This window comes from Inquilinus limosus, assembly GCF_051487185.1.
In the GTDB taxonomy this organism is placed as follows: Bacteria; Pseudomonadota; Alphaproteobacteria; order DSM-16000; family Inquilinaceae; genus Inquilinus; species Inquilinus limosus_F.
The window spans coordinates 124,966-148,737 of the sequence record NZ_JAHVDK010000013.1 but is presented as its reverse complement, the minus strand read 5'-3'; the positions used below and the strand labels follow the sequence as shown (position 1 = coordinate 148,737).

General features: G+C 72.4%; 25 protein-coding genes. 3 read left to right on the top strand and 22 right to left on the bottom strand.

The genetic code is table 11. The annotated features are described in order from the left end of the window. Nucleotides 1-197 precede the first annotated feature (197 nt). From KXR53_RS16805 to KXR53_RS16755, 11 genes are read right to left on the bottom strand one after another with little or no spacing between them, the layout of a single operon-like run. The gene (locus KXR53_RS16805; protein ID WP_437376386.1) at nt 198-833 is read right to left on the bottom strand and encodes a cell wall hydrolase; all 636 of its coding nucleotides are present in this window, start codon (nt 831-833) and stop codon (nt 198-200) included. After that, nucleotides 833-1,336, bottom strand: a complete 504-nt coding sequence (locus KXR53_RS16800) for a hypothetical protein (protein ID WP_437376385.1) — start codon at nt 1,334-1,336, stop codon at nt 833-835. The genes KXR53_RS16805 and KXR53_RS16800 overlap by 1 nt, the downstream gene beginning before the upstream one ends. 1 nt (nt 1,337) lies before the next feature. After that, the gene (gspM, locus tag KXR53_RS16795; protein WP_437376384.1) at nt 1,338-1,907 is read right to left on the bottom strand and encodes a type II secretion system protein GspM; all 570 of its coding nucleotides are present in this window, start codon (nt 1,905-1,907) and stop codon (nt 1,338-1,340) included. Next, nucleotides 1,904-2,956: a PilN domain-containing protein gene (locus tag KXR53_RS16790; RefSeq protein WP_437376383.1), complete on the bottom strand. Its 1,053-nt coding sequence runs from the start codon at nt 2,954-2,956 to the stop codon at nt 1,904-1,906. Before KXR53_RS16790 ends, gspM begins: the two co-directional genes overlap by 4 nt. 8 nt (nt 2,957-2,964) lie before the next feature. Beyond that, on the bottom strand, nt 2,965-3,960 hold the full coding sequence (locus KXR53_RS16785; RefSeq protein ID WP_437376382.1) for a general secretion pathway protein GspK: 996 nt from the start codon (nt 3,958-3,960) through the stop codon (nt 2,965-2,967). Continuing rightward, nucleotides 3,944-4,834: a PulJ/GspJ family protein gene (locus KXR53_RS16780; protein ID WP_437376381.1), complete on the bottom strand. Its 891-nt coding sequence runs from the start codon at nt 4,832-4,834 to the stop codon at nt 3,944-3,946. The genes KXR53_RS16785 and KXR53_RS16780 overlap by 17 nt, the downstream gene beginning before the upstream one ends. Then, complete coding sequence (locus tag KXR53_RS16775; RefSeq protein WP_437376379.1) at nt 4,831-5,229, bottom strand: type II secretion system protein; 399 nt, start codon at nt 5,227-5,229, stop codon at nt 4,831-4,833. The genes KXR53_RS16780 and KXR53_RS16775 overlap by 4 nt, the downstream gene beginning before the upstream one ends. Beyond that, nucleotides 5,216-5,710, bottom strand: a complete 495-nt coding sequence (locus KXR53_RS16770) for a GspH/FimT family protein (RefSeq protein ID WP_437376378.1) — start codon at nt 5,708-5,710, stop codon at nt 5,216-5,218. Before KXR53_RS16770 ends, KXR53_RS16775 begins: the two co-directional genes overlap by 14 nt. Then, nucleotides 5,685-6,146 carry a type II secretion system major pseudopilin GspG gene (gspG, locus tag KXR53_RS16765; RefSeq protein WP_437376377.1) on the bottom strand — a complete coding sequence of 154 codons (462 nt, stop codon included), beginning with the start codon at nt 6,144-6,146 and terminating at the stop codon, nt 5,685-5,687. The genes KXR53_RS16770 and gspG overlap by 26 nt, the downstream gene beginning before the upstream one ends. 6 nt (nt 6,147-6,152) lie before the next feature. Then, complete coding sequence (locus tag KXR53_RS16760; protein ID WP_437376376.1) at nt 6,153-7,370, bottom strand: type II secretion system F family protein; 1,218 nt, start codon at nt 7,368-7,370, stop codon at nt 6,153-6,155. 4 nt (nt 7,371-7,374) lie between these two features. Further along, the gene (locus KXR53_RS16755) at nt 7,375-9,060 is read right to left on the bottom strand and encodes a GspE/PulE family protein (RefSeq protein WP_437376375.1); all 1,686 of its coding nucleotides are present in this window, start codon (nt 9,058-9,060) and stop codon (nt 7,375-7,377) included. Between the two features lie 360 nt (nt 9,061-9,420). Between KXR53_RS16755 and gspD the strand changes: the two genes are divergently transcribed. Both gspD and KXR53_RS16745 read left to right on the top strand, forming a co-directional pair. Next, nucleotides 9,421-11,613 (top strand): type II secretion system secretin GspD, encoded by a 2,193-nt coding sequence (gene gspD, locus KXR53_RS16750; RefSeq protein ID WP_437376374.1) that lies wholly within the window; start codon nt 9,421-9,423, stop codon nt 11,611-11,613. A 16-nt stretch (nt 11,614-11,629) separates the two neighbouring features. Continuing rightward, a complete protein-coding gene (locus tag KXR53_RS16745; protein WP_437376373.1) occupies nt 11,630-12,367 on the top strand; it encodes a prepilin peptidase in 738 nt (245 codons plus the stop codon). On the opposite strand, the gene KXR53_RS16740 is transcribed toward KXR53_RS16745, so the two are convergent. From KXR53_RS16740 to KXR53_RS16690, 11 genes are all read right to left on the bottom strand, one after another. Continuing rightward, nucleotides 12,364-13,887: a copper resistance CopC/CopD family protein gene (locus KXR53_RS16740; protein ID WP_437376372.1), complete on the bottom strand. Its 1,524-nt coding sequence runs from the start codon at nt 13,885-13,887 to the stop codon at nt 12,364-12,366. The two genes, KXR53_RS16745 and KXR53_RS16740, sit on opposite strands and share 4 nt — an antisense overlap. A gap of 272 nt (nt 13,888-14,159) precedes the next feature. Continuing rightward, the gene (locus KXR53_RS16735) at nt 14,160-14,678 is read right to left on the bottom strand and encodes a YcnI family copper-binding membrane protein (RefSeq protein ID WP_437376371.1); all 519 of its coding nucleotides are present in this window, start codon (nt 14,676-14,678) and stop codon (nt 14,160-14,162) included. Between the two features lie 53 nt (nt 14,679-14,731). Further along, a complete protein-coding gene (locus tag KXR53_RS16730; protein WP_437376370.1) occupies nt 14,732-15,334 on the bottom strand; it encodes an SCO family protein in 603 nt (200 codons plus the stop codon). A 1-nt stretch (nt 15,335) separates the two neighbouring features. Then, on the bottom strand, nt 15,336-15,833 hold the full coding sequence (locus KXR53_RS16725) for a copper chaperone PCu(A)C (RefSeq protein ID WP_437376369.1): 498 nt from the start codon (nt 15,831-15,833) through the stop codon (nt 15,336-15,338). A 91-nt stretch (nt 15,834-15,924) separates the two neighbouring features. Then, entirely contained in the window at nt 15,925-16,311 is a 387-nt protein-coding gene (locus tag KXR53_RS16720) for a DUF2946 family protein (protein WP_437376368.1), read from the bottom strand. An 85-nt stretch (nt 16,312-16,396) separates the two neighbouring features. Continuing rightward, a complete protein-coding gene (locus KXR53_RS16715; RefSeq protein ID WP_437376366.1) occupies nt 16,397-17,161 on the bottom strand; it encodes an aldolase/citrate lyase family protein in 765 nt (254 codons plus the stop codon). A 20-nt stretch (nt 17,162-17,181) separates the two neighbouring features. Next, nucleotides 17,182-17,982, bottom strand: a complete 801-nt coding sequence (locus KXR53_RS16710; RefSeq protein WP_437376365.1) for a DUF3658 domain-containing protein — start codon at nt 17,980-17,982, stop codon at nt 17,182-17,184. A 60-nt stretch (nt 17,983-18,042) separates the two neighbouring features. Next, on the bottom strand, nt 18,043-19,509 hold the full coding sequence (locus KXR53_RS16705; RefSeq protein WP_437376364.1) for a DHA2 family efflux MFS transporter permease subunit: 1,467 nt from the start codon (nt 19,507-19,509) through the stop codon (nt 18,043-18,045). 161 nt (nt 19,510-19,670) lie between these two features. Next, nucleotides 19,671-20,255, bottom strand: a complete 585-nt coding sequence (locus tag KXR53_RS16700) for a glutathione binding-like protein (RefSeq protein WP_437376363.1) — start codon at nt 20,253-20,255, stop codon at nt 19,671-19,673. 73 nt (nt 20,256-20,328) lie between these two features. Further along, complete coding sequence (locus tag KXR53_RS16695; protein WP_437376362.1) at nt 20,329-20,694, bottom strand: nuclear transport factor 2 family protein; 366 nt, start codon at nt 20,692-20,694, stop codon at nt 20,329-20,331. A gap of 35 nt (nt 20,695-20,729) precedes the next feature. Beyond that, nucleotides 20,730-21,200, bottom strand: coding sequence for an SRPBCC family protein (locus KXR53_RS16690; protein ID WP_437376360.1), 471 nt, complete (start codon nt 21,198-21,200; stop codon nt 20,730-20,732). Between the two features lie 155 nt (nt 21,201-21,355). Here KXR53_RS16690 and KXR53_RS16685 point away from each other — a divergent pair, with 155 nt between their 5' ends. Further along, the gene (locus KXR53_RS16685) at nt 21,356-23,755 is read left to right on the top strand and encodes a Tex-like N-terminal domain-containing protein (protein WP_437376359.1); all 2,400 of its coding nucleotides are present in this window, start codon (nt 21,356-21,358) and stop codon (nt 23,753-23,755) included. The last annotated feature ends 17 nt before the right edge of the window (nt 23,756-23,772 follow it).

Sequence of the window (23,772 nt, the reverse complement as noted above, 5' to 3'; positions counted from 1 at the left end):
CCGGAGCCATTGGCATGGATGACAGCGACCGGGCAGATCTTGCCAAATGGCTGGATAGCTTCCGCCGACGTCACTTCCACGCACCCCCATTCGTCATCGCGAGCCGAAGGCGAAGCGATCCAGTGGCACCGTTGCCTGGATCGCCACGTCGCTGCGCTCCTCGCGATGACGGGGTTGGGATGTTCCCGCCGCGCGGGTCAGGGCCGGAAGAAGCGGTGGCCGCCGATGGTGGCGAGATAGGCCTCGGGCGTGGCCCAGGCCGGGGCGGCGACGCGGGCCGGGGCGTAGAAATGGGTGGCGCCGCCGGTCGGGTCGGTGAAGATGCCGGCCATCATGTGCAGCGCCACCGACCAGGCGATGCGGAACCGGGCGGCGTCGCGGATGGTCAGGTCGCCGGTGGTCCAGGGGAACTGGCCGCGGTCGCCGATCACGCTGCAGATGGTCTTGGGATAGGCCGGGTGGCGCAGCCGGTTCAGCACCACCTGCGCCACCGCCAGCTGGCCCAGCCGGGTCTCGCCCTGGGCCTCGAAATACACGGCATAGGCCAGGCATCGGGCCTGGCGCAGCACCGCGGACCGCAGCCGCGGATCGGTCAGCCGCAGCCGGGCCACGATCAGGCGGCGGATCTGATCAGGGCCGACGGCGGATCGGGTGGGGGACGGGACGGGCTGCGCGGCGGCCGGCATGTCGGGGCGGCTCGGGATCAGGCTGCCGGAGGAGGGGTCGGGCGGCATGATCCAGCCTTCGCCCAGCTCCTGCGCCCGCAGCCCCGAGGTCAGGCACAGCAGCAGCAGCGCCGCCAGCAGCGGCGTCAGACGGAACGGGCGGCGCATCAGGGTGGCGGGAACAGCGGCAGCTGGACCGCGCCGTCGGGGCCGCTCAGGGTCACCGACCCGGCCTCGATCCGATCGACATGCCAGCCCGACAGGTCGTCGCCGGGGCGGGCGGTCATGATCTCGCCAGTGTCGTCGCGGCGCAGCAGCGCCACGGTGCTGTCACCGGCCAGGATCACGCCTTGCAGCGTCACCGCCGGCGGCGGCGTGGGCGGTGGCGGGGGTGGCGCCGCCGCCTCTACCACCGGCGGTGGCTGCGGGCCGCGGCGGGTCGGGCTGAACAGCGGCCGCGCCACCGTCTCGGTCAGGGCCGACAGCTCCGGCGCCGTCGGCACCGGCCTCGACTCCGCGGCCGGCGCCTCTGGCGGCAGCGCCGCCTGGGCGCCGCCGGCGCGGACCATCGCCGGCACCGCGGCCGGGTCCTCCGGCTCCAGCAGATAGGAGACGCCGATCGCGATCGGGCCCAGCACGACCAGCAGCCGGGTCAGGGGGTGCCAGGCCATCTCAGCTGCCCTCCGGCCGGCGCATCACGCCGTAGACATCAACCGAGACCAGCAGCTCCGGATCCTCCTCGCCCTTGGTCGACTCGGTGCGGATCGAAAAGGCCGGGATGAACAGGGGCGGCGCCCCCGTCTCGAAGGTGTGCAGGATGTTGCGCAGGGCCTCGATGCGGGCGCCGAAGCTGGCCCGCAGCCCGACCCGGCTGTAGCCGCCGGACTCCTCCACCGGGGGCAGCACCGTCATGCTGTCGATCCGCCCCCCCTTTTCGGCGACGATGCCCGACACCAGCTGCTGCAGCGTCGCGCCGGCGATCGCCGGGCTGGCCCCCTGCAGCGCCGGCGTCTCGCCGCCCGCCGCCGCGACCAGGTCGGCCTTGCGCGCCTCCAGCCGGTCGCGGGTCATCGACAGCCGCGCCAGCAGTGCCAGCTCCTGCCGCAGCCCGGCGGCGGTGTCGTCGGCGTCGCGGATGGCGACCGCCCCGGCGGCAAAGCCGGCGCCGATGCCCAGCAGAAGAAGCAGCAGCAGGCCGAAAGCGACCAGGCGACGGGCGGCGGGCCTCAGCTCGATGGTCATGGCTGCGCCCCTCCGGCCGTGACCAGGGTCGCGCTGACGACGAAGCGCTCCTGGCCGCGCTCCGGGTCGCGTACGCTCGGCGCGGCGAAGGCGACGGAGTCCAGCTGCGGCAGCGCCGCCAGCACCGGAATCAGCCCGGCGGCATCATCGGCGAAGCCGCCGAGCCGCAGCGTGCCCTGCTCCAGCGACAGCTCGGTCAGCCAGGCGCCGTCGGGCAGGGCCCGGCTGACGGTCTCGATCAGGGCCGAGACATAGGGCGTGGCGCGGCGCTGGGCGCCGAGATAGGAGCCGGCCTCCTCCAGCGCCCGGATCTCCGCCTGCAGGGCGCTGGCCGGCGCGGTCGCCGCCCGGGCCTCGGCCACCTGGCCGCGCAGCTCCGACACCGTCGCCCAATGCGCCGCGACGGTCCAGATCAGCCACGCCGCCGCGATCACGGCCGGGGCGCCGAGGCCGAGCCCGCCGAGCCAGGCCAGCCGGCGCAGCGCCCGGCGGCGCTCGGATTCGACATCATGGCGCAGGTCCGGGCCCGGCGGGGCCGTGGGGTCCTCGCCGGCCAGGTCGACCACGTCCGGGCTCCAGCCGGCGGCGCCGGCCGCCTGCACCGCGGCCTCGACCTGCTCCCGCGGCACCGCCGTCAGCTCGACCGCGATGGTGGCGCCGTCGCCGGGCTGGGCCAGCCGGCGGGCGCCGAAGGCGACGCTGCCGGCGGGCCACGGGGTCAGGCGGTCGATCTCGAAGCGCAGCACCCGGCCCAGCGCCGCCTCGGCCTCGCGCGGCAGCACGATCCGGCGGCGCAGCCCGGCCTCGGCCGGGAAGCGCAGGACCACCTCGGCGCCGCGCCGGCGGGTCCCGCCGGCCGGGACATGGCCCAGCGGCACGTCGCGCAGCACCCGGCGGGCGCGGCTTTCGATCAGCCTCGGGCCGTCCTCCCGCCACAGCAGGATCAGCCGGCGCCGGCGCAGGATCGGGCGGTGCAGCCAGCGGTCCGGCACCAGGCCGGCCAGCTCGCGCCCCCACCAGCGCAGGAACGCCGCCGCGCGATGCAGCATGCCGCCGATCATAGCTGCGGGTCCTCCCCCTCGGGCCGGCCGAAGCCGGCCTCCCGCCAGTCCAGCACACGATAGAAGCTCTGCGCGTCCGCGGCGACCCAGATCACCGCCTCGACCCGGCCGCGCGCACCGCGGGCGGTCGCGGCCTCGACGGTGATGCTGTAGATGGGCCCGGCGGTGCCGCGCAGCCGTTCGGCGAGGTCCCGCGGCAGCAGCGAGGCCAGCCGCTCCGGCGTCGGCGGCGGGCGCTGCTGCCGGGCCCGCACCACCGCCTCGGCCTGGGCGCGGGTGACACCGGGCAGGGCCTGCAGCACCACCGGATCGGCGGCGAAGGGGTTGATCCCGGCCGCCGGCGACAGGACGGTGACATGCGGCATCAGCAAGTCGGCCAGGGCCCGGCTGATGCCGGGAACCCGGCGCAGCTCCTCGGCCGACTGGAACGGGCGGGCCAGCCTGGCCGGGTCGTCAGGATTGGCCGGATCGGGCTGGGCCATCGGGGGCTGGGGCGGCGGCGCGTTCGGGGCCTGACCGGCCGCTGCCGCTCCCGCCCCGGGTGCTGCCCCGCCGGCGGCGGTCTGGTCGCCGCCGCGCCGCCGCAGGATCGCCTCAGCCAGACGCTGCGCCGATTCCGGCGTGCCCAGCACCACCGCGATCAGCCGCTGCAGCGTCTCGGCATCGGCCCGGTTCAGGTCGATGCGCCCGGCCTCGTCGCGGATGCGCACGACGATGCGGTCGTCCCCGATCTTGGCCGGGTAGGGGGTGCCGTCGGCGCGCCAGCCGCGATCGTCGTCGGCGGTGCCCAGGCCCAGCACCGCCAGCTCGACGCCGCCGCGCAGCAGCGCCCGCAGCCGGATCTCCTCGGCGCCGTTGGCGGCGACCCGGGCCTCGGTCCGGCTGCTCAGGCTGAAGCCGATGGTCAGCATCGCCAGCATCACCAGCGTCCACAGCACCACCACCAGGGCGATGCCGCGCTCGTTGTCGCGAGGGTCAGCCGGCCTTGGCATCGCGCTGCCCCGTCAGGCTGCAGAAATCGTCCGTGCCCGCGGCGGGCGGGGCGGCGGAGGCACCCGAGGAATCGGCCGCGGCCTGCGTGCCCTCCTGCGGCTGCGGTGGAGATTGCTGCCGTTGCGGCGGCTGACGGGCCTGCGGCCCGGCCGGCGCATTCTGTCCCGCCGGCGCGTTCGGCTGCTGCGCGTCCGGGCCGTTCGTCGCCGCCGACGTGATGGTGCGGACGCAGGCGGCCTCCAGCTCGACCGGCAGCGGCACCGTGATGTCGGGCCACACCGCCTGCCCGGTCGCGTCCCGGCTGCGCAGCCGGATCAGCAGCGGCGGCGCCTCCCGGTCGGGCCAGGGCGAGACCCAGCGCGGCCGCGGTTCGCCGGGCACCGTGCCGAAATAGTCGAAGGTCAGGTGCACCGCGCCGCGGGCCAGGACCAGGTCGTCGGTCCGCTTCGCTTCGGCGAAGCCGTCCAGCCGCGGGTCGAAGCCGGCGCGGGCATAGCGCAGGGTCGACCGGCCGGGCTCGACCTCGACAGTGAACATGGCGATGGCCAGGCCGGGGTCGCCGGGGAAGCCCGGATCGACGACGACCATGGCCACGCGGTCGGCCTCGCCGCGGAAGGCGACCGCGGGCTTGGCGCCGGGCTGGCCCTGCCAGGTCAGGCGCCGGGCGGCCGCCGCCTCGCGCCGCAGCGTCGACTGCACCAGCGCGATCGTCTCCGCCGCCTCCGCCGCCCGGGCGCCGCGATCCCAGCCGGCGGTGACGAAGCGCAGCCCCCCGGTCAGCAGCACCATGATCAGCGCCAGCACGACCATGGCGATGATGGTCTCGAGCAGGGTGAAGCCGCGCTGGCCGCGGCTGCCGGACCTGGCGATCATTGCTGCACCGCCACCAGGGCCAGGGTGGTCATCTCGAAGCGCGGTCCGGCGGCGCCCTCGACGGCGATGCGCAGCCGGGCGAGTTGGACCTGGCGGCTGCCCAGAGTCACCGTCCGGCGCGGCGCCTCGGCCCAGCGGTCGGCCACGATCCGCCAGCGATAGCCGTCATCGGTCTCGCCCGACAGGCTGTCGCCCAGCCGAAGCGGCCGGGTCGCGGTGTCCAGCTGCGCCGCCAGCCCCTCGGCGACGATGGCGGCGCGCTGCAGCCCGTCGGCCCGGGCCATGCCGGTCAGCCCGGTGCCGTAGATCCGGAAGATGACGGTCAGGATCAGCCCTAGCAGGGTCAGGGCGACCACCACCTCGATCAGGGTGAAGCCCCGTTCACGCCCCGCCATCGTCGGCCTCCTGGACGCGGATCCGGCCGGTCAGCCAGTTGACCTCGACCCGGTAGGTCCGGCCCTGCCCGGCCAGGCGGATGGTGCCGCCGGTGGACCGGCCGTCGGGCAGGAAGCGGATGCCCGGCCGGCCGTCGCGGTCGGCGGCGATCGCCGCGCTGGTGATGTCGACCGCGATTCCGTCGCCGATGCGGTGGCGCAGCGGCGCCCCGACCGGGCCGAAGCTGCGGCCGATCGGGTCGATCACCACGCCCTGCGGGCCGTCGCGCAGGATCGCGTCGCTGCGCGCCTGGCGCAGCTCCGACGCCAGCGTCGCCACGGTGCGCTTCAGCGAGGCCTGGGCCGAGCCGCGCGCCAGCATCGGCGGCACCAGGGCCGCCACGGTGGCGAGCACGACCAGGACCACCAGCAGCTCCAGCAGGGTGAAGCCGCGGGAGTCCCGCTTGCGTGCGCGGTCACCAGCTGGTGATGTCGGCGTCATCGCCGCTGCCGCCCTCCCGACTGTCGGCGCCCAGGGAATAGAGGTCGAAGGCCCCGTGCTGCCCCGGCGCCCGGTAGTTGTAGGTGTTGCCCCAAGGGTCCTGCGGCAGCGCGTTGCTGCGCAGATAGGGGCCGTTCCAGCCGCGCACCCCGCCCGGATTGGCCAGCAGCGCCTTCAGCCCCTGGGCGGTGGTCGGATAGCCGCCGACATCGATGGCGTAGAGATCGAGGGCGGATTTGAAGTTCTCGATCTGCAGCCGCGCCGAATCCGCCCGGGCGCCGCCGAGATAGGCCAGCACCCGTGGTCCCACCAGCCCGGCCAGCAGGCCGAGGATGACGAGCACGACCAGCAGCTCGATCAGGGTGAAGCCGGCCTGGCGGCGACGGCGGGCGGCGGCGGGCGTGTCGGTCTGGGTCTGCATCGGGGTGTGGGACATGGTCTCTCAGAAGGCGAGGTCGTTGATGCTGATGACGGCCAGGAGGATCGACATGACGATGCCGCCCACGGCCAGGCCGAGGAGGATGATCAGGGCCGGCTCGACCAGCGTGACCAGCCGCTTGATCGCGGCCTCCAGCTTGCGCTCATAGGCTTCGGCGATATGCGCCGAGGTCACGTCGATCCGCCCGGTCTCCTCGCCGACCCGCAGCATCTGCACGGCCAGCGGCGGGAACAGGCCGGTCTCGGCCAGCGGGTCGGCCAGGCCGCGGCCTTGTCGCACGCCGGTGATGACGGTTTCCATCGCGGCGCGGACGGCGCCGTTCGGGATCACGTCGCGCGACAGGGCGATGGCCGAGGGCAGGTCGACGCCGTTGCCGACCAGGGTCGACAGGGTGCGGCAGAACCGGGCGGTCGCCAGGGTGCGCACCATCGGCCCGACCAGCGGCAGGCGCAGCGCCGCGCGGTCCCAGGCCAGCCGCGGCCCGGGCAGGGCCAGCAGGCGGCGCACCGCGACTACCGCGGCGACGGCGCCGAGGCCGACGATCCAGCCGTACTCCTGGCAGAAGCGGCCGATGGCGATGACGATCGCGGTCGGCGTCGGCAGGGCCGCGCCGGCATCCTTGAAGATGGTCTCGAACTGCGGCACCACGAAGGTCAGCAGCAGGAACACCGAGGCCAGCGACACGATGATCAGGATCACCGGGTACAGCATGGCCGAGACCACCATCTCACGCGTCTTCTCGCCGCGCTCGCGCAGGTCGGCCAGCCGCTCCAGCACCACGTCGAGGGTGCCGGAGCTCTCGCCGGCGCGGACCATGTTGACATAGAGCCGCGGGAACACCGCCCCCTGCTCCTCCAGCGCCGTGCTCAGGCTGGCACCGGCCCGCACCCGCGCCAGCACCTGGGCGGCGAGGCCGGCGACCGGGCCGGTGCCGGCGCCCTCCGACAGCGTCATCAGCGCCTGCTCCAGCGGCTGGCCTGCGGCCGCCAGAATCGCCAGCTCGCGCGTCATCTGGGTGATGTCGCCGGGCTTCGGGCCGCGGCGGCGGCCGAAGCCGGATCCGCCGCTGCGGCCCGCCTGCATCCGCACCGGCGCAACGGAGAGCGGCAGGATGCCCGTGGCCTCCAGCTTCGCCGTCAGGCTGGCCTCGTCCGCCGCCTCGGCGCGGCCTTCGACCACCGCGCCGCTGCCGTCGATCGCCTTGTATGCGAAGACCGGCACGGCCCTACCACTCCTCGGTGACGCGGTGGACCTCGTCCAGCGTCGTCAGCCCGGCCAGGCATTTGTGCAGCCCGTCCTCATACATCGTGACCATGCCGGCCTTGCGCGCCGCCTGGGTCAGGGCGGAGGTGGAGATGCGGTCGCGCAGCAGCTCGCGGATCGCATCGTCCGGGGCGAAATACTCGAAGATGCCGATCCGTCCGGTGTAGCCGAGATCGTCGCAGGCGCTGCAGCCGACCGCCTGGTACAGCTGCGGCGTCGGCGTCGCCAGCGGCCGGGCCGCGGCGGCCCGCTCCGCCAGCCAGTCCGGGGTGTCGACCGGGTGGCGGCAGTCCGGGCACAGCCGCCGCACCAGGCGCTGGCCGATCACCCCGCCGATGGTCGAGGTCAGGAGATAGCCGTCGACGCCCATGTCGAGCAGCCGGTTGATCGCGCCGGTGGCGCTGTTGGTGTGCAGCGTCGACAGCACCAGATGGCCGGTCAGCGCGGCATGGACCGCGATGTCGGCGGTCTCGTGGTCGCGGATCTCGCCGACCATTATCACGTCCGGGTCGTGGCGCATGAAGGACCGCAGCGCCCGGGCGAAGTCGAGGCCGATCTGGGGGCGGACATTGATCTGGTTGATGCCCTTGATCTGGTATTCGACCGGGTCCTCGACGGTCAGGATCTTCCGGCTCGGCTGGTTCAGGATGCGCAGAGCGCCGTAGAGCGTCGTGGTCTTGCCGCTGCCAGTCGGGCCGGTGACCAGCAGGATGCCATGCGGCCGGGCCAGCTGCTTCATCAGCGACGCCTCGACATCGGGCGCGAAGCCGATCGCGGACAGGGCGATGTCCATCCCCGCCGTGTCCAAGAGGCGGATGACGACGTTCTCGCCGTGCAGGGTCGGGACGGTGGCAACGCGCATGTCCATGCTGCGACCGCCGACCGAGAAGCGGGCGCGGCCGTCCTGCGGCAGCCGCCGCTCGGCGATGTCCAGCTTCGCCAGGATCTTGATCCGGCTGACCAGCGCCGGGGCCAGCCGCACCGGCGGCGCCTTCATCTCGCGCAGCAGGCCGTGGATGCGGTACCGGACCTTCACCTCGTCGCGGAAGCACTCGACATGGATGTCCGAGGCGTGCATCCGGATCGCGTCGCTGAAGATCTGGTTGACCAGGCGGATGACCGGCGCCTCCTGCGCCAGGTCGCGCAGATGCTGTACGTCGGGGTCGCCGGCCGCCTCCTCCGGCTCGCCGCCGATGTCGTCGACGATCCGCTCGACCGCGGACCGGCCGCTGTCGAAATAGCGGGCGAAGGCCTCGTCCAGGTCGTCGGCCGCGGCGACGCAGGGGCGGACCGGCCGGCGCATCGCCAGCTCCACCGCCCGACGGGCATAGGCATCGCCGGGATCGGCCATGGCCAGGACCACCCCGTCCTCGGCCTCGGCCAGCGGCAGCACCCTGGACTCCCGCAGGAAGCGGGGCGACAGGCGGCCGTCGAACAGGGGCGCGGGCGGGAAGGCGTCGGGGCCGACCAGCGGCACCCCGTGCTGCAGTGACAGGGCCAGCGCCTGGTCGCGGCCGGACACCAGTCCCAGCTTCGACAGCAGCGCCGGCACGCCGTCGCCCGAAGTCTCCTGCAGGCGCGACACCCGCGCCCGGTCCTCGGGGCCCAGCTTCCCGAGCTCGACGAGAATGTCCAGGAGCGGTTTCACATTGCCCTTCCGGTGCCGGCCCCCCACGCGCGGCCCGCCGCGCATCCCATCATCGCCGGGCGGCAGGCGAGCGGCAATCTCGACTGCGCCAGGACTGCGGTCAAACGAAATGTTTTTGTCTTATCAGAGGGTTATCGACTCGATTTCAATAAAACTTAACAAGAATGCAACAATTTCGCTTCGAATCAGGGCCGATTGCTCTTGGCTCTTGTCGAGCCGGAGCCGGTCGGTTATGGCTCGGCGTCGCTGCGGGGGATGGCTTCAGTGGCTTTCAGGGCGTTTTCCTTCAGGATCCTTGGGGTTCCGCTGCTGCTTGCGCTGATGTCTTGCGGCCAGCAGGTCAAGACTCAGCCGCCCTCGATGTTCGACGATCTGGCCAACCGCTCCCTCGCCGCGCCGGGCGACACCCGCGCGCGCTCGAACGTCGTCGCCTCGGCCGGCAGGACCCAGCCGGTGCGCCAGGCCCAGGTCTATCCGGGGATCGACGCGGCCCCGGGCGAGCCGGCGCCGATCGGGGCGCCGATCCAGGCGCAGCCGGGCGGCTATCAGGTCAATTTCAACAACGCCGACCTGGCCCAGGTGGTGCAGGCGGTGCTTGGCGACCTGCTGCACCAGCCCTACACCATCGACCCCCGGGTCACCGGCACGGTGACGCTGTCGACCCAGGGGCCGATCAAGCCCAACGACCTGATCGCGATGCTGGAGACGGTGCTGCGCGCCAGCGGCGCCGCGCTGGTGCAGGACGACCGGGCCGGCTACCGCATCGTGCCGCTGGGCGAGGCGGTGTCGGGCCGCACCTTCGTGCAGCTCGGCACCGACCCGAAGCCGCTGCCCGCCGGCTACGGCATCACCATCATCCCGCTGCGCAACGTCTCGGCCGAGACGATCGGCCCGCTGATCGCCCCGGCGACCAATCCGGACCTGGTGCGCATCGACCCGACCCGCAACATGGTGCTGATCTCCGGCACCAGCCCCGACCGTTCGGCGCTGGCCGCCACAGTGCAGTCCTTCGACGTCGACTGGCTGCGCGGCATGTCGTCGGGCATCTTTCCGCTGCAGCAGGCGCAGCCCGAGGCGGTGATCAGGGAGCTGAGCGCGGTGTTCGGCGGCGCGCCCGAGCGCGGTCCCTTGAAGGGGATGATCAACTTCCTGCCGGTGCAGCGGCTCAATGCCGTGCTGGTGGTTTCCTCGCGCGTCGACAAGCTCAACGAGGCCGGCCGTTGGATCAAGCGGCTGGACCAGGGCGATTCCGACGAGGAGCGGGTCTACGTCTACATGGTGCAGAACGGCACCGCGGCGAACATGGCGCGGGTGCTGGGCCAGGCCTTCGGCAAGGTCGACGAGGCCGGCGCATCGCCCTTCGAGGACGAGCTCGGCTCGGACGTGGCCCGCGGGCCCGGGCTGTCGACCAGCAGCAGCGGGACCGACCAGGCTAACGCCGCCGGCACCACGGGAACCACCGGCACGACCGGCCAGGCCGCGTCCGGGCAGCCGGGCTCGGGGACCTCGTCGCAATTCGCGCCGATCGACTTCAACGCCCAGCAGAAGGAGGGCGACGCCTCGATCCTAGGCCTGGCCGGCGCCCAGGCCGGCCGGGCGGCGGTGTTCAAGCTCGACCGGCTGGGCGAGGTGCGGGTGGTGCCGGATCGGGACAAAAACGCCCTCTTGATCCGCGCCCGGCCGGCGGCGTTCCGGCTGATCGAATCGGCGCTGCGCGCGATCGACGCCAGCCCGCTGCAGGTGGTGATCGAGGCAACGATCGCCGAAGTGACGCTGAACGACCGGCTGCAATACGGCGTCGAATATTTCTTCGAGACCGGCAGCGGTTTCGGCGGTGTCGGTAGCATCGGCGCTTCCCTCAACACGGGGGGCGCCACCAATTTCACTCGGCCGGACGGCGGCTTTAATTGGCTGGTCGCCAGCGGCAACGCTCGTATTTTCATCAACGCGCTGTCGAGTGTCACCGAGGTCCAGGTGCTTGCGACCCCGACCCTTGCGGTGCTGAACAACCAGACCGCGCGGCTGCAGGTCGGCGACCAGGTGCCGGTGCGGACGCAGCAGAGCCAGTCGACCGACAACCCCGACGCGCCGGTGGTCAGCAACATCGAATACAAGGACACCGGCGTGATCCTGAAGGTGACGCCGCGGATCAATTCCAACGGCGACGTCAGCATGGACGTGCAGCAGGAGGTCTCGAGCATCGTCGAGGGCGCCCCCTCGTCCGAGGAGGATGCCCTGGCGCCGACGATCTCGACCCGCCGCATCGGCTCGATCGTCTCGGTCGCCAACGGCCAGACCGTGGTGCTGGGCGGGCTGATCCAGGACAACCAGCAGAACGGGCGCAGCGGCGTGCCGGTGCTGAAGGACATCCCGGTGCTCGGCAACCTGTTCTCCTCCACCAGCAACCGCCGCGACCGGACCGAGCTGGTCATCTTCATCACCCCGCGGGTGATCCGCAATGCCGCCGACGCGGCCGCCATCGCGGAGGAGCTGCGGTCGCGCATGGAGGCGCTGCGGCCGCGCGGCACCAACCGGCCGCCGCGTCCGCTGTGATCGCCGCGGCCAGGGCGTGACCCCGATCCAGATCGCGCTGGTCGCCGTTTCGCCAATCGTCGGCAGCTTCCTTGCCGCCGCGGCGCATCGCCTGCCGGACGATGTGCGCGGCCTGCTGGTCGGCCGCTCCCGCTGCGACCGCTGCCTCCATCCGCTGGCGCTGCGCGACCTGGTGCCGGTGCTCAGCTGGATCAGCCTCGGCGGCCGCTGCCGCTACTGCGGCGGCGCGATCGACCGCACGCATCCGGCGATCGAGCTGGCGGCGGTCGGCATCGCCCTGCTGTCCGTCCTGGTCGGCGACCCCGCCCTGGCGCCCGGCACCTGCCTGCTCGGCTGGTGGCTGCTGCTGCTGGGCGCCATCGACCGCCGCATCGGCCTCTTGCCGGACATGCTGACCCTGCCGTTGATCCTGGCCGGGCTGCTGGCGGCACTGGCCGAACCGGGCGGCCCGCCACTGGCGGACCGGGTGATCGGCGCGGCCGCCGGCTATCTGGTGTTCGCCGGCCTCGCCTCCGCCTATCGCCGGCTGCGCGGCCGCGACGGGCTCGGCCTCGGCGATGCCAAGCTGCTGGCGGCCGGCGGCGCCTGGCTCGGCTGGCAGGCGCTGCCCTGGATGCTCCTGATCGGTGCCGGCGCAGCGCTCGCGGCGACCCTCCTCTCCGCCCACGGGCGGGTATCGCGGCACACCGCCATCGCCTTCGGCCCCTGGCTCGCTCTCGGCATCTGGGTGATGCGCCTGCTCGGCCCCGCTTAGGGGCGGATGTCGATCACATCCTCCAGCCTGGCGATCTCGAAATCCGAGATCAGCACGTCGATCCGCACGGTCCAGCGGCCGGGCACGGGGATCACCAGCCCGTCGACCCGCCAGGTGCCGTTGCCGGCCTTCGCCGCCTTGCGCCGGATCGGCTCGATCCCGGCGGCGGGGTTGGCCAGCACCAGAGTCACCTCCTGCGCATCCAGCGGCCCGAAGTCGCCGGTCATCACCATGATCGAGGCCGCGACGGGGCCGGTCCGGCCAGGGGTGACGGTCAGGTCGGCCATCGCCGGGGCGGTGTGGATGTGGATCGCGGCCGGCCGGGCCGCGGCCTCGGCCAGGGCACGCGGCGGCGGGGTGAAGCGCCAGGCGGCGGCCGCGGCGAAGATCGCCAGCACCAGCACGGTCTCGGCCGCGACCGAGCGGACCAGGCGTCGCGTGGCCCGCCCGTCGCCGGCCCCGGCCGGCCGGGTCAGGCGCCAGCGGTTCAGCCCGGCCAGGCCGAACAGGGCCAGCAGCAGCGCCAGCTTGACCAGGAAGACGCAGCCATAGGCGGTGGTCCACAGCGCGGAGACGTGGTCGAGCTGGATCACGGTCAACAGGACGCCGGCCGCCGCCAGGGGCGCGACGGCGAAGGGGATCAGGGCAGAGAAGCGGCGCAGCACCGCCAACGCCTCGGCCCCGCCCGCGCGCAGATGCAGGCCGAGCGGCAGCAGCGCCCCGGCCCAGACGGCGATGCAGACCGCATGCAGGAACACCGCCGGCCGGGTCAGGATCTGCGGCGCGGCGGCGCCGGCATGGCCGCTCGCGGCCAACGCCGCCCCGGTCGCGGCCAGCGCCAGCAGCGCCGCCAGGCCGGAGATCCAGCCCCGACGCAGCGCCAGCGCCGTCAGTCCGAGCGCCAGGGCCAGGGCGGCAACGGCGGCGGTGGTGCCGTAGCTGGTGCCCCAGCCGGCGGCCCAGACGACGCGCTGCCCGAGGCCCGACAGCGGCGCCTCCAGCGCGTCCAGCCCCTGCAGCCCGACCGACAGCGGCGCGACCGCCAGTCCCAGCAGCATCAGGGCGACGGCGGTGCGGCCGGCGACGCGCGGCAGGGGGGCGATCGCGGCGCGGAACGCCGCGGCGCCGATGCCGAGGAACAGCGCGGCGTACAAAGCGATCCGGGCCAGCCAGATGGCGGCGCGGACTGCCTGGTCCGGCGCTTCCGCCGCCGGCGGCGGCCCGGCGCCGGGCGCCCCGATCGAGAACACGACCGACCCGCCGACCGGATGCCCGTCCTCCGAGACGACGCGCCAGCTCAGCACATGCGTGCCGGTGCCGAGGCCGGGCGGCGCCGCGACCACCAGCGTCGCATCCTCCAGCCGCGCCTGGCCCAGCGTTTCGGCAGTGCCGTCCGGCCGGATCAGCCGCAACACCAGGGGCGCCACCGGCTCGTTGAAAGTCAGGCGGAACCCGTCCGGCGCCGCCGCCAGCACCGCATTCTGCGCCGGCTCGGCCCGCAGCAGCGAGGCGTGGGCCACCGCCGCCTGTGGGGCGAGGAGGGTGAGGAGAAGAACCAGCCAGGCACCAATCCAGCCCCCTGCCGTGCCCTTTCTTGTCCCCCCTCCCCTTGCGGGAGGGGGGTAGGGGGAGGGGGTTCGGGCCGCAGGAGCCGACCCCAGGTGTCGGAACGAATATCGAAGTGCTCTGGCCACCGCAGGCCGGCGCCCCTCGATCGACAACCCCCTCCCCCTGCCCCCCTCCCGCAAGGGGAGGGGGGACTGATTTGGCCGGCTGTCTGAAGGCGGCGCCATCACTTCTTCGGCAGCAGCTTCAGGCCCGGCGCCGGGGACTCATAGTCGTCGGCGTCCTTGCCCTCGGCTGGGATCTCGATCCAGCGCTCGACCCCCGCCTCGCATTCCTGGACCACCGGGAAGTACAGATGCGCCCCGGGCTGCAGGCCGGCGGTCAGATAGGCGCGCAGCACGAACTCGTCGTAGAACTCGTCCGGCAGCTCGCCGCCGCTCCACACCACCTCCTTCACCCCTTCGCTGGTCGGGGTGCCGTAATAGTCGTAGGAGGCGGCGTATTTCCCCTTCACCGTCTCCAGCGCCCAGCCGGGCTTCGGCATTGGCTTGACCGCGATCACCCCTTCCGGGATCTGGACGCGGATCTTCACGGTGGGCGAGCCCTCGCAGCCATGCGGCACGCGGAACACCGCCTTGTAGGTGGCGCCGACCGGCGCCTCCTGCGTCTCCAGCGTGACATGGGCGAAGGCCGGGGCGGCGGCGAAGGCGGCCAGGGCCAGCGCCGGCAGGATGGATTTGAGCATGGTTTGTCTCCGGATCGCCGGCCGGGGCTGGCGACGGTTGAAACGGAAGGGGATCAGGTGCCGGCGATCAGGCGGCGCAGCGCAGCCATCCGCTCCGGCTCGGGCGTGCCGTAGGCGATGAGCTCGGTGAAGCGGCCGTCGGCGTCCATCAGATACACCATGGCCGAATGGTCCATGGTGTAGTCGCCATCGCCGGTCGGCACGCGACGCCAGTACACCCGGTAGGATTTGGCCACGGCCGCGATCTCCTCCGGGCTGCCGGTCAGCCCGACGATGCGGCGGTCGAAGGACTGCAGGTATTGCTGCAGCATCTCCGGCCTGTCGCGCTCCGGGTCGACGGTGACGAACAGCATGCGCAGCCGGTCGGCGTCGGGGCCGAGGACCTGCAGCGCCTGCGACATCTCCCACAGCGTGGTCGGGCAGATCTCCGGGCAATGGGTGAAGCCGAAGAACACGGCGAAGGGCCGGCCTTTCAGGTCGGCGTCGCTCAAGATCGCGCCGGTCTGGTCGGTCAGCCGGAACGGCCCGCCCGGCAGCGCCCCGGACACGATCGGCCGGGCCGATGGGTCCTGCGGATAGAGCAGCAGGAACCCGGCCGCCCCCACCAGGATGGCGGCGACGGCAAGTGCCAACGGCACCAGGATTCGGGCGCGCATCTCAATGCCCCGCTCCGGGGCCCGGCCCGGTCGCGCCGATCGGCTCGACGTCGAAGGTGACGTCGACGGCGCCGGCCTTCTCGAAGGTCAGCGTGCCGGCGAAGCTTTCGCCCGCCTTCAGCGGCCGCTTCAGCTCCATCAACATCAGGTGGATGCCGCCGGGCGCCAGCGCGGCGGCGCCGCCGGCCGGGACGGGCACGCCGTGCTCGACCGGCCGCATGGTCATGACGCCGTCCTTGACGGCCATCTCGTGGATCTCGACCCGGCCGGCGATCTCGGCGGTGGCCGAGACCAGACGGTCCGGTTCGGACCCGTCGTTGCGGATCTCGGCATAGCCGCCGCCGACCTTCGCGGCCGGCGGCGTGGCCCGGGACCACGGGTGGATCACCTCGATCGGGCCGGATTTGAACTCATGCGCGGCGGCCACGCCGATGGCCGGCAGGGCCAGGGCGACACCGAGGACGGCAAGGCGCAGGCGCGCCATCACGGACAGGGACATCGGATTGCTCCAGGTTGGACCGGGCGGCGCGTCTCGGGCGTCCTGCTCCGGTCGTGGATCGTCATGGGCCTGCCGCGGCAGGCCCGGTGGATCACGCCTGGACGGGAGGGGCTCTCGGATTGGCCGGCGACCGCTGCGGCGGGGCCACGACCGGTGCCGAGGGCAGGGGCGCGGGCTCGGTCGTGCCGGCCAGATGCGGCACCAGCAGCGCCGCGACGACGGCCGGGACCGGATAGCCCCCGAACATGCTGCAGCCGCTGGTGCAGCAATCGGGCAGATGCGGATGCTGGGCCGGCTGGTCGGGATGGACGGGCCCGGCGCCGTCGTCGGTCCGGCAGAGGGCCGAGAGCGGGTCGAAGGCCGCGGGCGCGGCGCTGGCGCCAATGGCGAGGCCGCCGAGGATGGCCTGGACGAACAGCAGATAGGCCGCGCCCAGCGCGACCCATGATGCCCGTCTCCGTGCCCATCTCAGGCGCATGGCCTGCGCTCCCCCTTCGACTTGGCCGGGATATCACGGCCGCGGCCGGGCGCAAACCCGGCCGGTCTGCGACATGGTGCCCGGATCACCCCTTAAAGCTGCGCGCCAAAGCGTCGGCGTTGCGCGCCAGCAGGCCCAGATCGGTGCCGACCGCGACGAAGCGGTAGCCCCAGTCGATGTAGCGCCGGGCTTCGGCCTCGACGGAGGTAAGAATCCCGACCGGCTTGCCGATCGCGGTCAGCCGCCGCACCGCGTCCTGGATCGCGGCCTGCACCTCCGGATGCTGGGAGTCGCCGATATGGCCCAGCGAGGCCGACAGGTCAGACGGGCCGATGAACACCCCGTCGACGCCCTCGACCGACGCGATCTCCTCGATCCGCGCCAACGCCTCGCCGGTCTCGACCTGGACCAGCACGCAGATCTCGGCATCGGCCGTATTGAGGTAACCGGGCACGCGGCCGTAACGGCTGCCGCGGCCGCTGGCGGTGATGCCGCGGATGCCGGCCGGCGGGTAGCGGCAGGCGGCCACGGCGCGGCGCGCCTCCTCCGCGTTCTGGACGAAGGGGATCAGCAGCGCCTGGGCGCCGATGTCGAGGATGCGCTTGATCAGCACCGGGTCGTTCCAGGCCGGCCGCACCACCGCGGTCGCCGTGCCGCGCGCCGCCGCCTGCAGCTGCGACAGCAGGCCCGGCAACTCGTTCGGCGAATGCTCGGTGTCGAACAGGATCCAGTCGAAGCCGCTGTCGGCGACGATCTCGGCGACGATGTTGCTGCACAGGCTGCTCCACAGCCCGATCTGCGTCTGCCCCGCGGCCAGCGCCGCCTTGAACCGGTTCCGCTCGAGTTCCATCGGTCTGTCTTCCGCTCCCGTCAGCCTGCCCGTCGCACCCGGCAGCCGCGGATGGCGGCCGGGCTGCCTTCGAACTCCACCCGGCCCTGCGCCGCCAGCTGCCGCAGCCGCCAGAAGATGAAGGCGTCGGTGGCGAAGAAGCCGGTGATCGTGCCCATCGGCCCGCCGATCACCCGCGCTGCCGGCTGCCAGTCGGGGCCCAGCGGCGCCAGGATCTCCTCGTCATGCGCGTCGATCGGATGGGTGGTGATGGCGCCGTCCTGGTGATGGCGCAGCCCGCCGCCATCCGCCCGGAGTCTCTCCCAGTCCGCGGCCAGCCTGGCCTTGCGGTCGGGCGCGACCGGCCGGGCCGCGGCGCCGGGGGCGTCCTCGGGCGGCAGCATCGCGACGGCGGTCATGTCGCGGCGCTTGGCCTCAGGCAGCAGTTCAGCACCGACCGCCACCTCCTCGACCGCTGTCGCCGCGTTGCGCAGCGCCCACAGCGTCCGGCGCAGCATCAGCTGCTCCGCGGCGCCGGTGCCGTGCCAGATCACGATTTTCGACGCCGCCTCCGGCAGGCGCCGCAATGCCGCCGACTCGGCCGCCAGTTGGTCCGCCAGCGCTCCGCCGCCGGCCTCGATACGCCCGCGATCCTCCTCGGCCAGCAGCACGCGCCAGAAGGCGGCGCGGGCGTCGGGCCGGTCGTCGTCGACATCGCCCAGCGGCCCGACGGCCAGATCGTCGCGCAAAGGCAGGACCTCGGTCTCGGGCAGGCCCAGCCCGGCGCGGATCACCTCGGCGGCGCAGTCGCCGCAGCACAGATGCAGCACGGGAACGGCCATCGCGAGTCCCTCCGGGGTCGGACCCGGACTATAGCAACCCGACGCCGCGGGGACAGGCCGCTAGGATCGCACCGATTCGGCCTCGCCCGCGGGCTCCGCGGCCGGCGGCGTGCGCAGCAGGGCGGCGCCCAGCGCCGCTGCCAGGGCGGCGAAGCAGGCCCCGGCCAGGAAGGCCGCCTGATAGCCGCCGACCAGCGCGGCCGGCTGGTCGGCGCCGGTCGCCAGCAGCCCGCCTGTGCGCGACGCCGCCAGGCTGGCCAGGACGGCCAGGCCCAGCGCCCCGCCCATCATGAAGGCGGTGTTGACCATGCCGGAGGCGAGGCCCGAATCGGTCGGCGCCACCTCGCTCATCGCCGCCAGCAGCACCGGGTTCAGCGCCATGCCGCAGCCGAGGCCGAGCAGCAGCATGCCGGGCAGCACATGCAGGGTGAAGCGGCCCTCGACGGGCGCCCAGGCGAACAGCGCCAGCCCGGCCGCCGCCAGCAGCAGCCCGACCACGATCGGCCGGCGGATGCCGAAGCGCATCACCAGCCGGGCGGAGAGGCCGAGCGAGAAGGCCGCCATGATCAGATTGGCCGGCAGGAAGGCGAGGCCGACCTCCATCGGGCCGTAGCCCAGCACCTGCTGCATGTAGAGCGCGGACAGGAAGAACCAGGCGAACATGGCGGCCGCCCACAGCACGCCGACGACATTGGCGACGGCCAGGCTGCGCAGCCGGAACAGGCCAAGCGGCATCAGCGGTGCCGTCACCCGGGTCTCGATCGCCAGGAACGCCACCAGGAGGACGACGGCGGCGGCCAGCAGGCCGAGCGTCCGGGTGGAGGTCCAGCCCACCTCATTGCCGTTCACGACGGCATAGACCGCCAGCATCATCGCCGCGGTCACGGTGACCGCCCCGGCGATGTCGAGATGCCGGGCCGCCTCGTTGCGGCCGCCCGCCGGCAGCAGGATCAGCGACAGGGCGAAGACGGCGGCGCCGATCGGCAGGTTGATCAGGAAGATCCAGTGCCAGCTCAGCCAGCCGGTCAGCAGCCCGCCCAGCAGCACGCCGATGCTGCCGCCGCCGGCGGCGACGAAGCCGTAGACGCCCATCGCCTTGGCGCGGTCCGCAGGCTCGGTGAACAGGTCCATGATCAGCGACAGGGCGACGGCGGAGACGACGGCACCGCCCAGCCCCTGCACCGCCCGGGCGGCGACCAGGAAACCCTGGCTGCCGGCCAGGCCGCAGGCCAGCGACGCCAGGGTGAACAGGGCCAGGCCGATCAGGAACAGCCGGCGGTGCCCGAACAGGTCGCCCAGCCGGCCGCCCAGCAGCAGGAAGCCGCCGAAGGTCAGCATATAGCCGTTCACCACCCAGGCGAGGGTGGAGTCGTTGAAGCCGAGATCGGTCTTGATCGAGGGCAACGCCACGTTCACGACGGTCGTGTCCAGCACGATCATCAGCACGCCGAGGCACAGCACGGTCAGCGCCCACCAGCGCCCATCGCGAAGCGCCGGCCCATGGAAATCGGCATGGCGTTCCGGCATGGCGTTCTCCCTTCCGCAGAGCCGTTCTGTCGGCAGATCGACCCGTGGCTCTCCGACCGCGGGTTCCCGGCCGCCGGATCAGCGGCCGAATATGTTAACTCAATGGTTGAGTATCATGGCTCGACCGGTCGAGGCAAGACCCCCGTCCTAGCCGACCAGCATCATGCTAAACCCTCGTTTTGCAGCGCCAGCTGCACCGCCGGCCGGCCATTCACACGCTCGAAATAGGCCGGCAGCGGATCCGGAAAGGGCAGCTTCAGCGCCTGCGCCCAGCGCAGCATGACGTAGAGGTAGGCGTCGGCGACGCTCATACTGTCGCCGAACAGGTAGTCGCCCTGGAGCCTTTCGGCGAGATAGGCGAAGCGCTTCGCCGCCACCCCGTCGACGATCTCCTTCTCCTTGTCGCTGGTCGGGAAGATCGACCGGATCAGCAGTTTGTGCAGCTCGCTGGCGATGAAACTCAGCATCTCGATCAGCCGGATCCGCCCCATCTCGCCGGCCAGCGCCAGCTGCGGCGCGCGCTCCGCCACCCAGCACAGGATCGCGACGTTCTCGGTCAGGGCGCTGCCATCATCCAGCACCAGCGCCGGGACGTAGCCCTTGGGGTTAACCGCGGTGTAGTCGTGGCCGGTCTCGGTGCGCCGGGTCGGGATGTCGACCCGAATCCGCTCGAACTCCATTCCGGCTTCGTTCAGGGCGATATGGTCGGCCAGGCTGCAGGCGCCTGGGGCGAGGTAGAGCTTCATTGGATGGCCTCCCTTGATCGTGATGGCGTTGTTATCGATGCGCCGGCGGGGATGGCCGGTTAGTTCCTGGCGATCAGGCCCGATCATATCCCGGTTCCGGCAGCGAGCCGAAATAAACCACGATCCCTCGGATCTTACTGCCCTCGAAGCGGAAATGCTCGACGTTGCGGAAGCGGGTACCGGAGGTCAGCTCCAGCTCGTACAGCACGAAGGCCTCGTCGCCCCGATCGAACAGCCGCTCGATGGTGAAGCGGCGGATCGTCCGGCTGTTCGGCCAGCAGCGCTCGAAATAGGCCGCCCGGTCGATGTGGTCGTCACGGGGGCTGCTGAAGGTGAAGTCCTCGCCCACCAAAGCTTCGATGGCAGCCCGGTCCTTCGACTCATAGGCGCCGAAATAAGCCCGGATCAGATTGGGGATGTCGGCCTTGGTCGTATCCATCGGTCGCTCCTCCGGTGTTGGAAGAGATTGCCGAGTCAGTTGGCCGCCCGGCGTCGCAGCGCCGCTTCCAGCCTCTCCAGGATCTCGCGCCAGCCCGCCTCGCGGAACTGGGGCTGGTCGCCGCCGTCGAGGAAGGCGGCCTGCTCGGTGAAGATCAGCCGGGTGCCGGCCCCGTCCGACAACAGCTCCACCGTGCTCAGCGAGGCGGAGATGCGGGTCTCACCGCGGTCGATCGTGTAGCTGAACACGATGCGCCGGTCCGGCACGATGTCGGCATAGCGGGTCTCATTGCGATAGATCGGGTCGCCGGCCGGGCCGAATCGGCTGGTCTCGATGCCGCCGACGCGGAAGTCGAAGCGCGGGTCGACCAATTCCCAATCCCCACCAGGCACGCCCCAGATGCGGCGGGCGGCGGGGTCGGCCCAGGCCGCGAACACCTGGGCCGGCGGTGCAGCGAAGCGGCGCTCGATGGTGAAGTTGCCATGCTGCACGGACCGCTCGCTCATGGCGTCTCTCCTCGGCCGGCCTCATTGCTTAACCGATGATTTTAGTATCATCGCGGCCGGAACCTGGCAAGGTCGCCTGCCGGCGGTTTTGACCTCGACCGCGGCGGCGGGGTAGAAGCAGCGCCTTCCATGTTCACAACCGGTCCGGTCCGTCGATGATCTCCATCAGCCAGCGTATCGCCGACGAGCTCTCCGTCCGCGAGGCCCAGGTCGCGGCCGCGATCGAGCTGCTCGACGGCGGCGCGACCGTCCCCTTCATCGCCCGCTACCGCAAGGAGGCGACGGGCGGGCTGGACGATGCGCAGCTGCGCACGCTGGACGAAAGGCTGCGCTACCTGCGCGAGCTGGAGGAGCGGCGGAAGACCATCCTCGACAGCATCGCCGAGCAGGGGAAGCTCGATGACGCGCTGCGCGCCCAGATCGAGGCGGCGGAGACCAAGGCCCGGCTCGAGGACATCTACCTGCCCTACAAGCCGAAGCGGCGGACCAAGGCGCAGATCGCGCGCGAGGCGGGGCTGGAGCCGCTGGCCGACGACCTCCTGGCGCATCCGGAGCGCGACCCGCAGCAGGCGGCCGCCGCCTTCGTCGATGCCGAGAAGGGCGTGGCCGATATCGCCGCGGCGCTGGACGGCGCCCGCTCGATCCTGGTCGAGCGCTTCGGCGAGGATGCCGACCTGATCGGCGCTCTGCGCGAGGAGGCCTGGACCCGCGGCCGGCTGGTGTCGAAGGTGCGCGAGGGCAAGGAGCAGGCGGGCGCCAAGTTCTCCGATTATTTCGACTATGCCGAGGCGCTGACGAAGCTGCCGTCGCATCGCATCCTGGCCCTGTTCCGGGGCGAGAAGGAGGAGGTGCTGTCGCTGACCCTCGAGCCGGAGGAGGCGCCGGCCGAAGCGTCGGGCCGGAAGGCCCCGGGTCTGTATGAGCAGCGCATCGCCCGCCGCTTCGGCATCGCCGACCAGGGCCGGCCGGGCGATGGCTGGCTGGCCGAGACGGTGCGCTGGGCCTGGCGCACGAAGATCCTGGTCCATCTCGACATCGACCTCCGGCTGCGCCTGTGGCAGGCGGCGGAGGAGGAGGCGGTGAAGATCTTCGCCGGCAATCTGCGCGACCTGCTGCTGGCGGCGCCGGCCGGCACCCGCGCCACCATGGGGCTGGACCCCGGCTACCGCACCGGGGTGAAGGTCGCCGTGGTCGATGCCACCGGCAAGGTCGTGGCCACCACCGCGATCTATCCGCACGAGCCGCAGAAGCGCTGGGACGAATCGATCGCCACCCTGGCCGAGCTCGCCCGCGCCCATGCGGTCGACCTTGTCGCCATCGGCAACGGCACCGCTTCGCGCGAGACCGACAAGCTGGCCGCCGACCTGATCAAACGCCATCCGGAGCTGAAGCTGACCAAGGCGGTGGTGTCGGAGGCCGGCGCCTCGGTCTATTCCGCCTCGGCCTATGCCTCGCAGGAACTGCCGGAGCTCGATGTGTCGCTGCGCGGCGCGGTGTCGATCGCCCGCCGTCTGCAGGACCCGCTGGCGGAGCTGGTGAAGATCGACCCGAAATCGATCGGCGTCGGCCAGTACCAGCACGATGTCAGCGAGACCAAACTGTCGCGCTCGCTCGACGCCGTGGTCGAGGACTGCGTGAACGCGGTCGGGGTCGATCTCAACACCGCCTCGGCGCCGCTGCTGGCCCGGGTCTCCGGCGTCGGCGAGGGGCTGGCCCAGAACATCGTGCAGCATCGCGACGCCAACGGCCCGTTCCGCACCCGTGCGGCGCTGAAGGACGTACCGCGGCTCGGGCCCAAGGCGTTCGAGCAATGCGCCGGCTTCCTGCGCATCCCGAACGGCGACGATCCGCTCGACGCCTCCGGCGTGCACCCCGAGGCCTATCCGGTGGTGCGCCGGATCATCGAGGCGACGGGCGGCGAGATCAAGGCGCTGATCGGCGACACCGCGACCCTGCGCGGGCTGGAGCCGGAGCGCTTCACCGACGACATCTTCGGCGTGCCGACGGTGACCGACATCCTGCGCGAGCTGGAGAAGCCCGGCCGCGACCCGCGCCCGGCCTTCAAGACCGCCAGCTTCAAGGACGGCGTCGAGAAGCTGACCGACCTGCAGCCCGGCATGGTGCTGGAAGGCGTGGTCACCAATGTCGCGGCCTTCGGCGCCTTCGTCGACATCGGTGTGCACCAGGACGGGCTGGTGCACATCTCGGCCATGTCGAAGAGCTTCGTGAAGGATCCGCGCACCGTCGCCAAGCCGGGCGACGTGGTGAAGGTCAAGGTGCTGGAGGTCGATGTGCAGAGGAAGCGCATCGGCCTGACCATGCGCTTGGACGATGACGGCCAGTCCCGCCCGCCGCGCCGCGAGAACGGCGCCCCTGGCGGGCGGCCCGACGGGCGTCCGCGGCACCAGCCGCAGGACCGCCCGCAGTCCGGGCCGCAGCGTCCGGCCCAGGCCAAGCCGCAGCCGCCGAAGCCGCGCGCCCCGGCGCCGGAGCCCGACGGCGCCATGGCCGAAGCCCTGCGCCGCGCCGGGCTGGTGACGGGGAAACGAGGCTAGCGGGGCGTCCCGCTGAC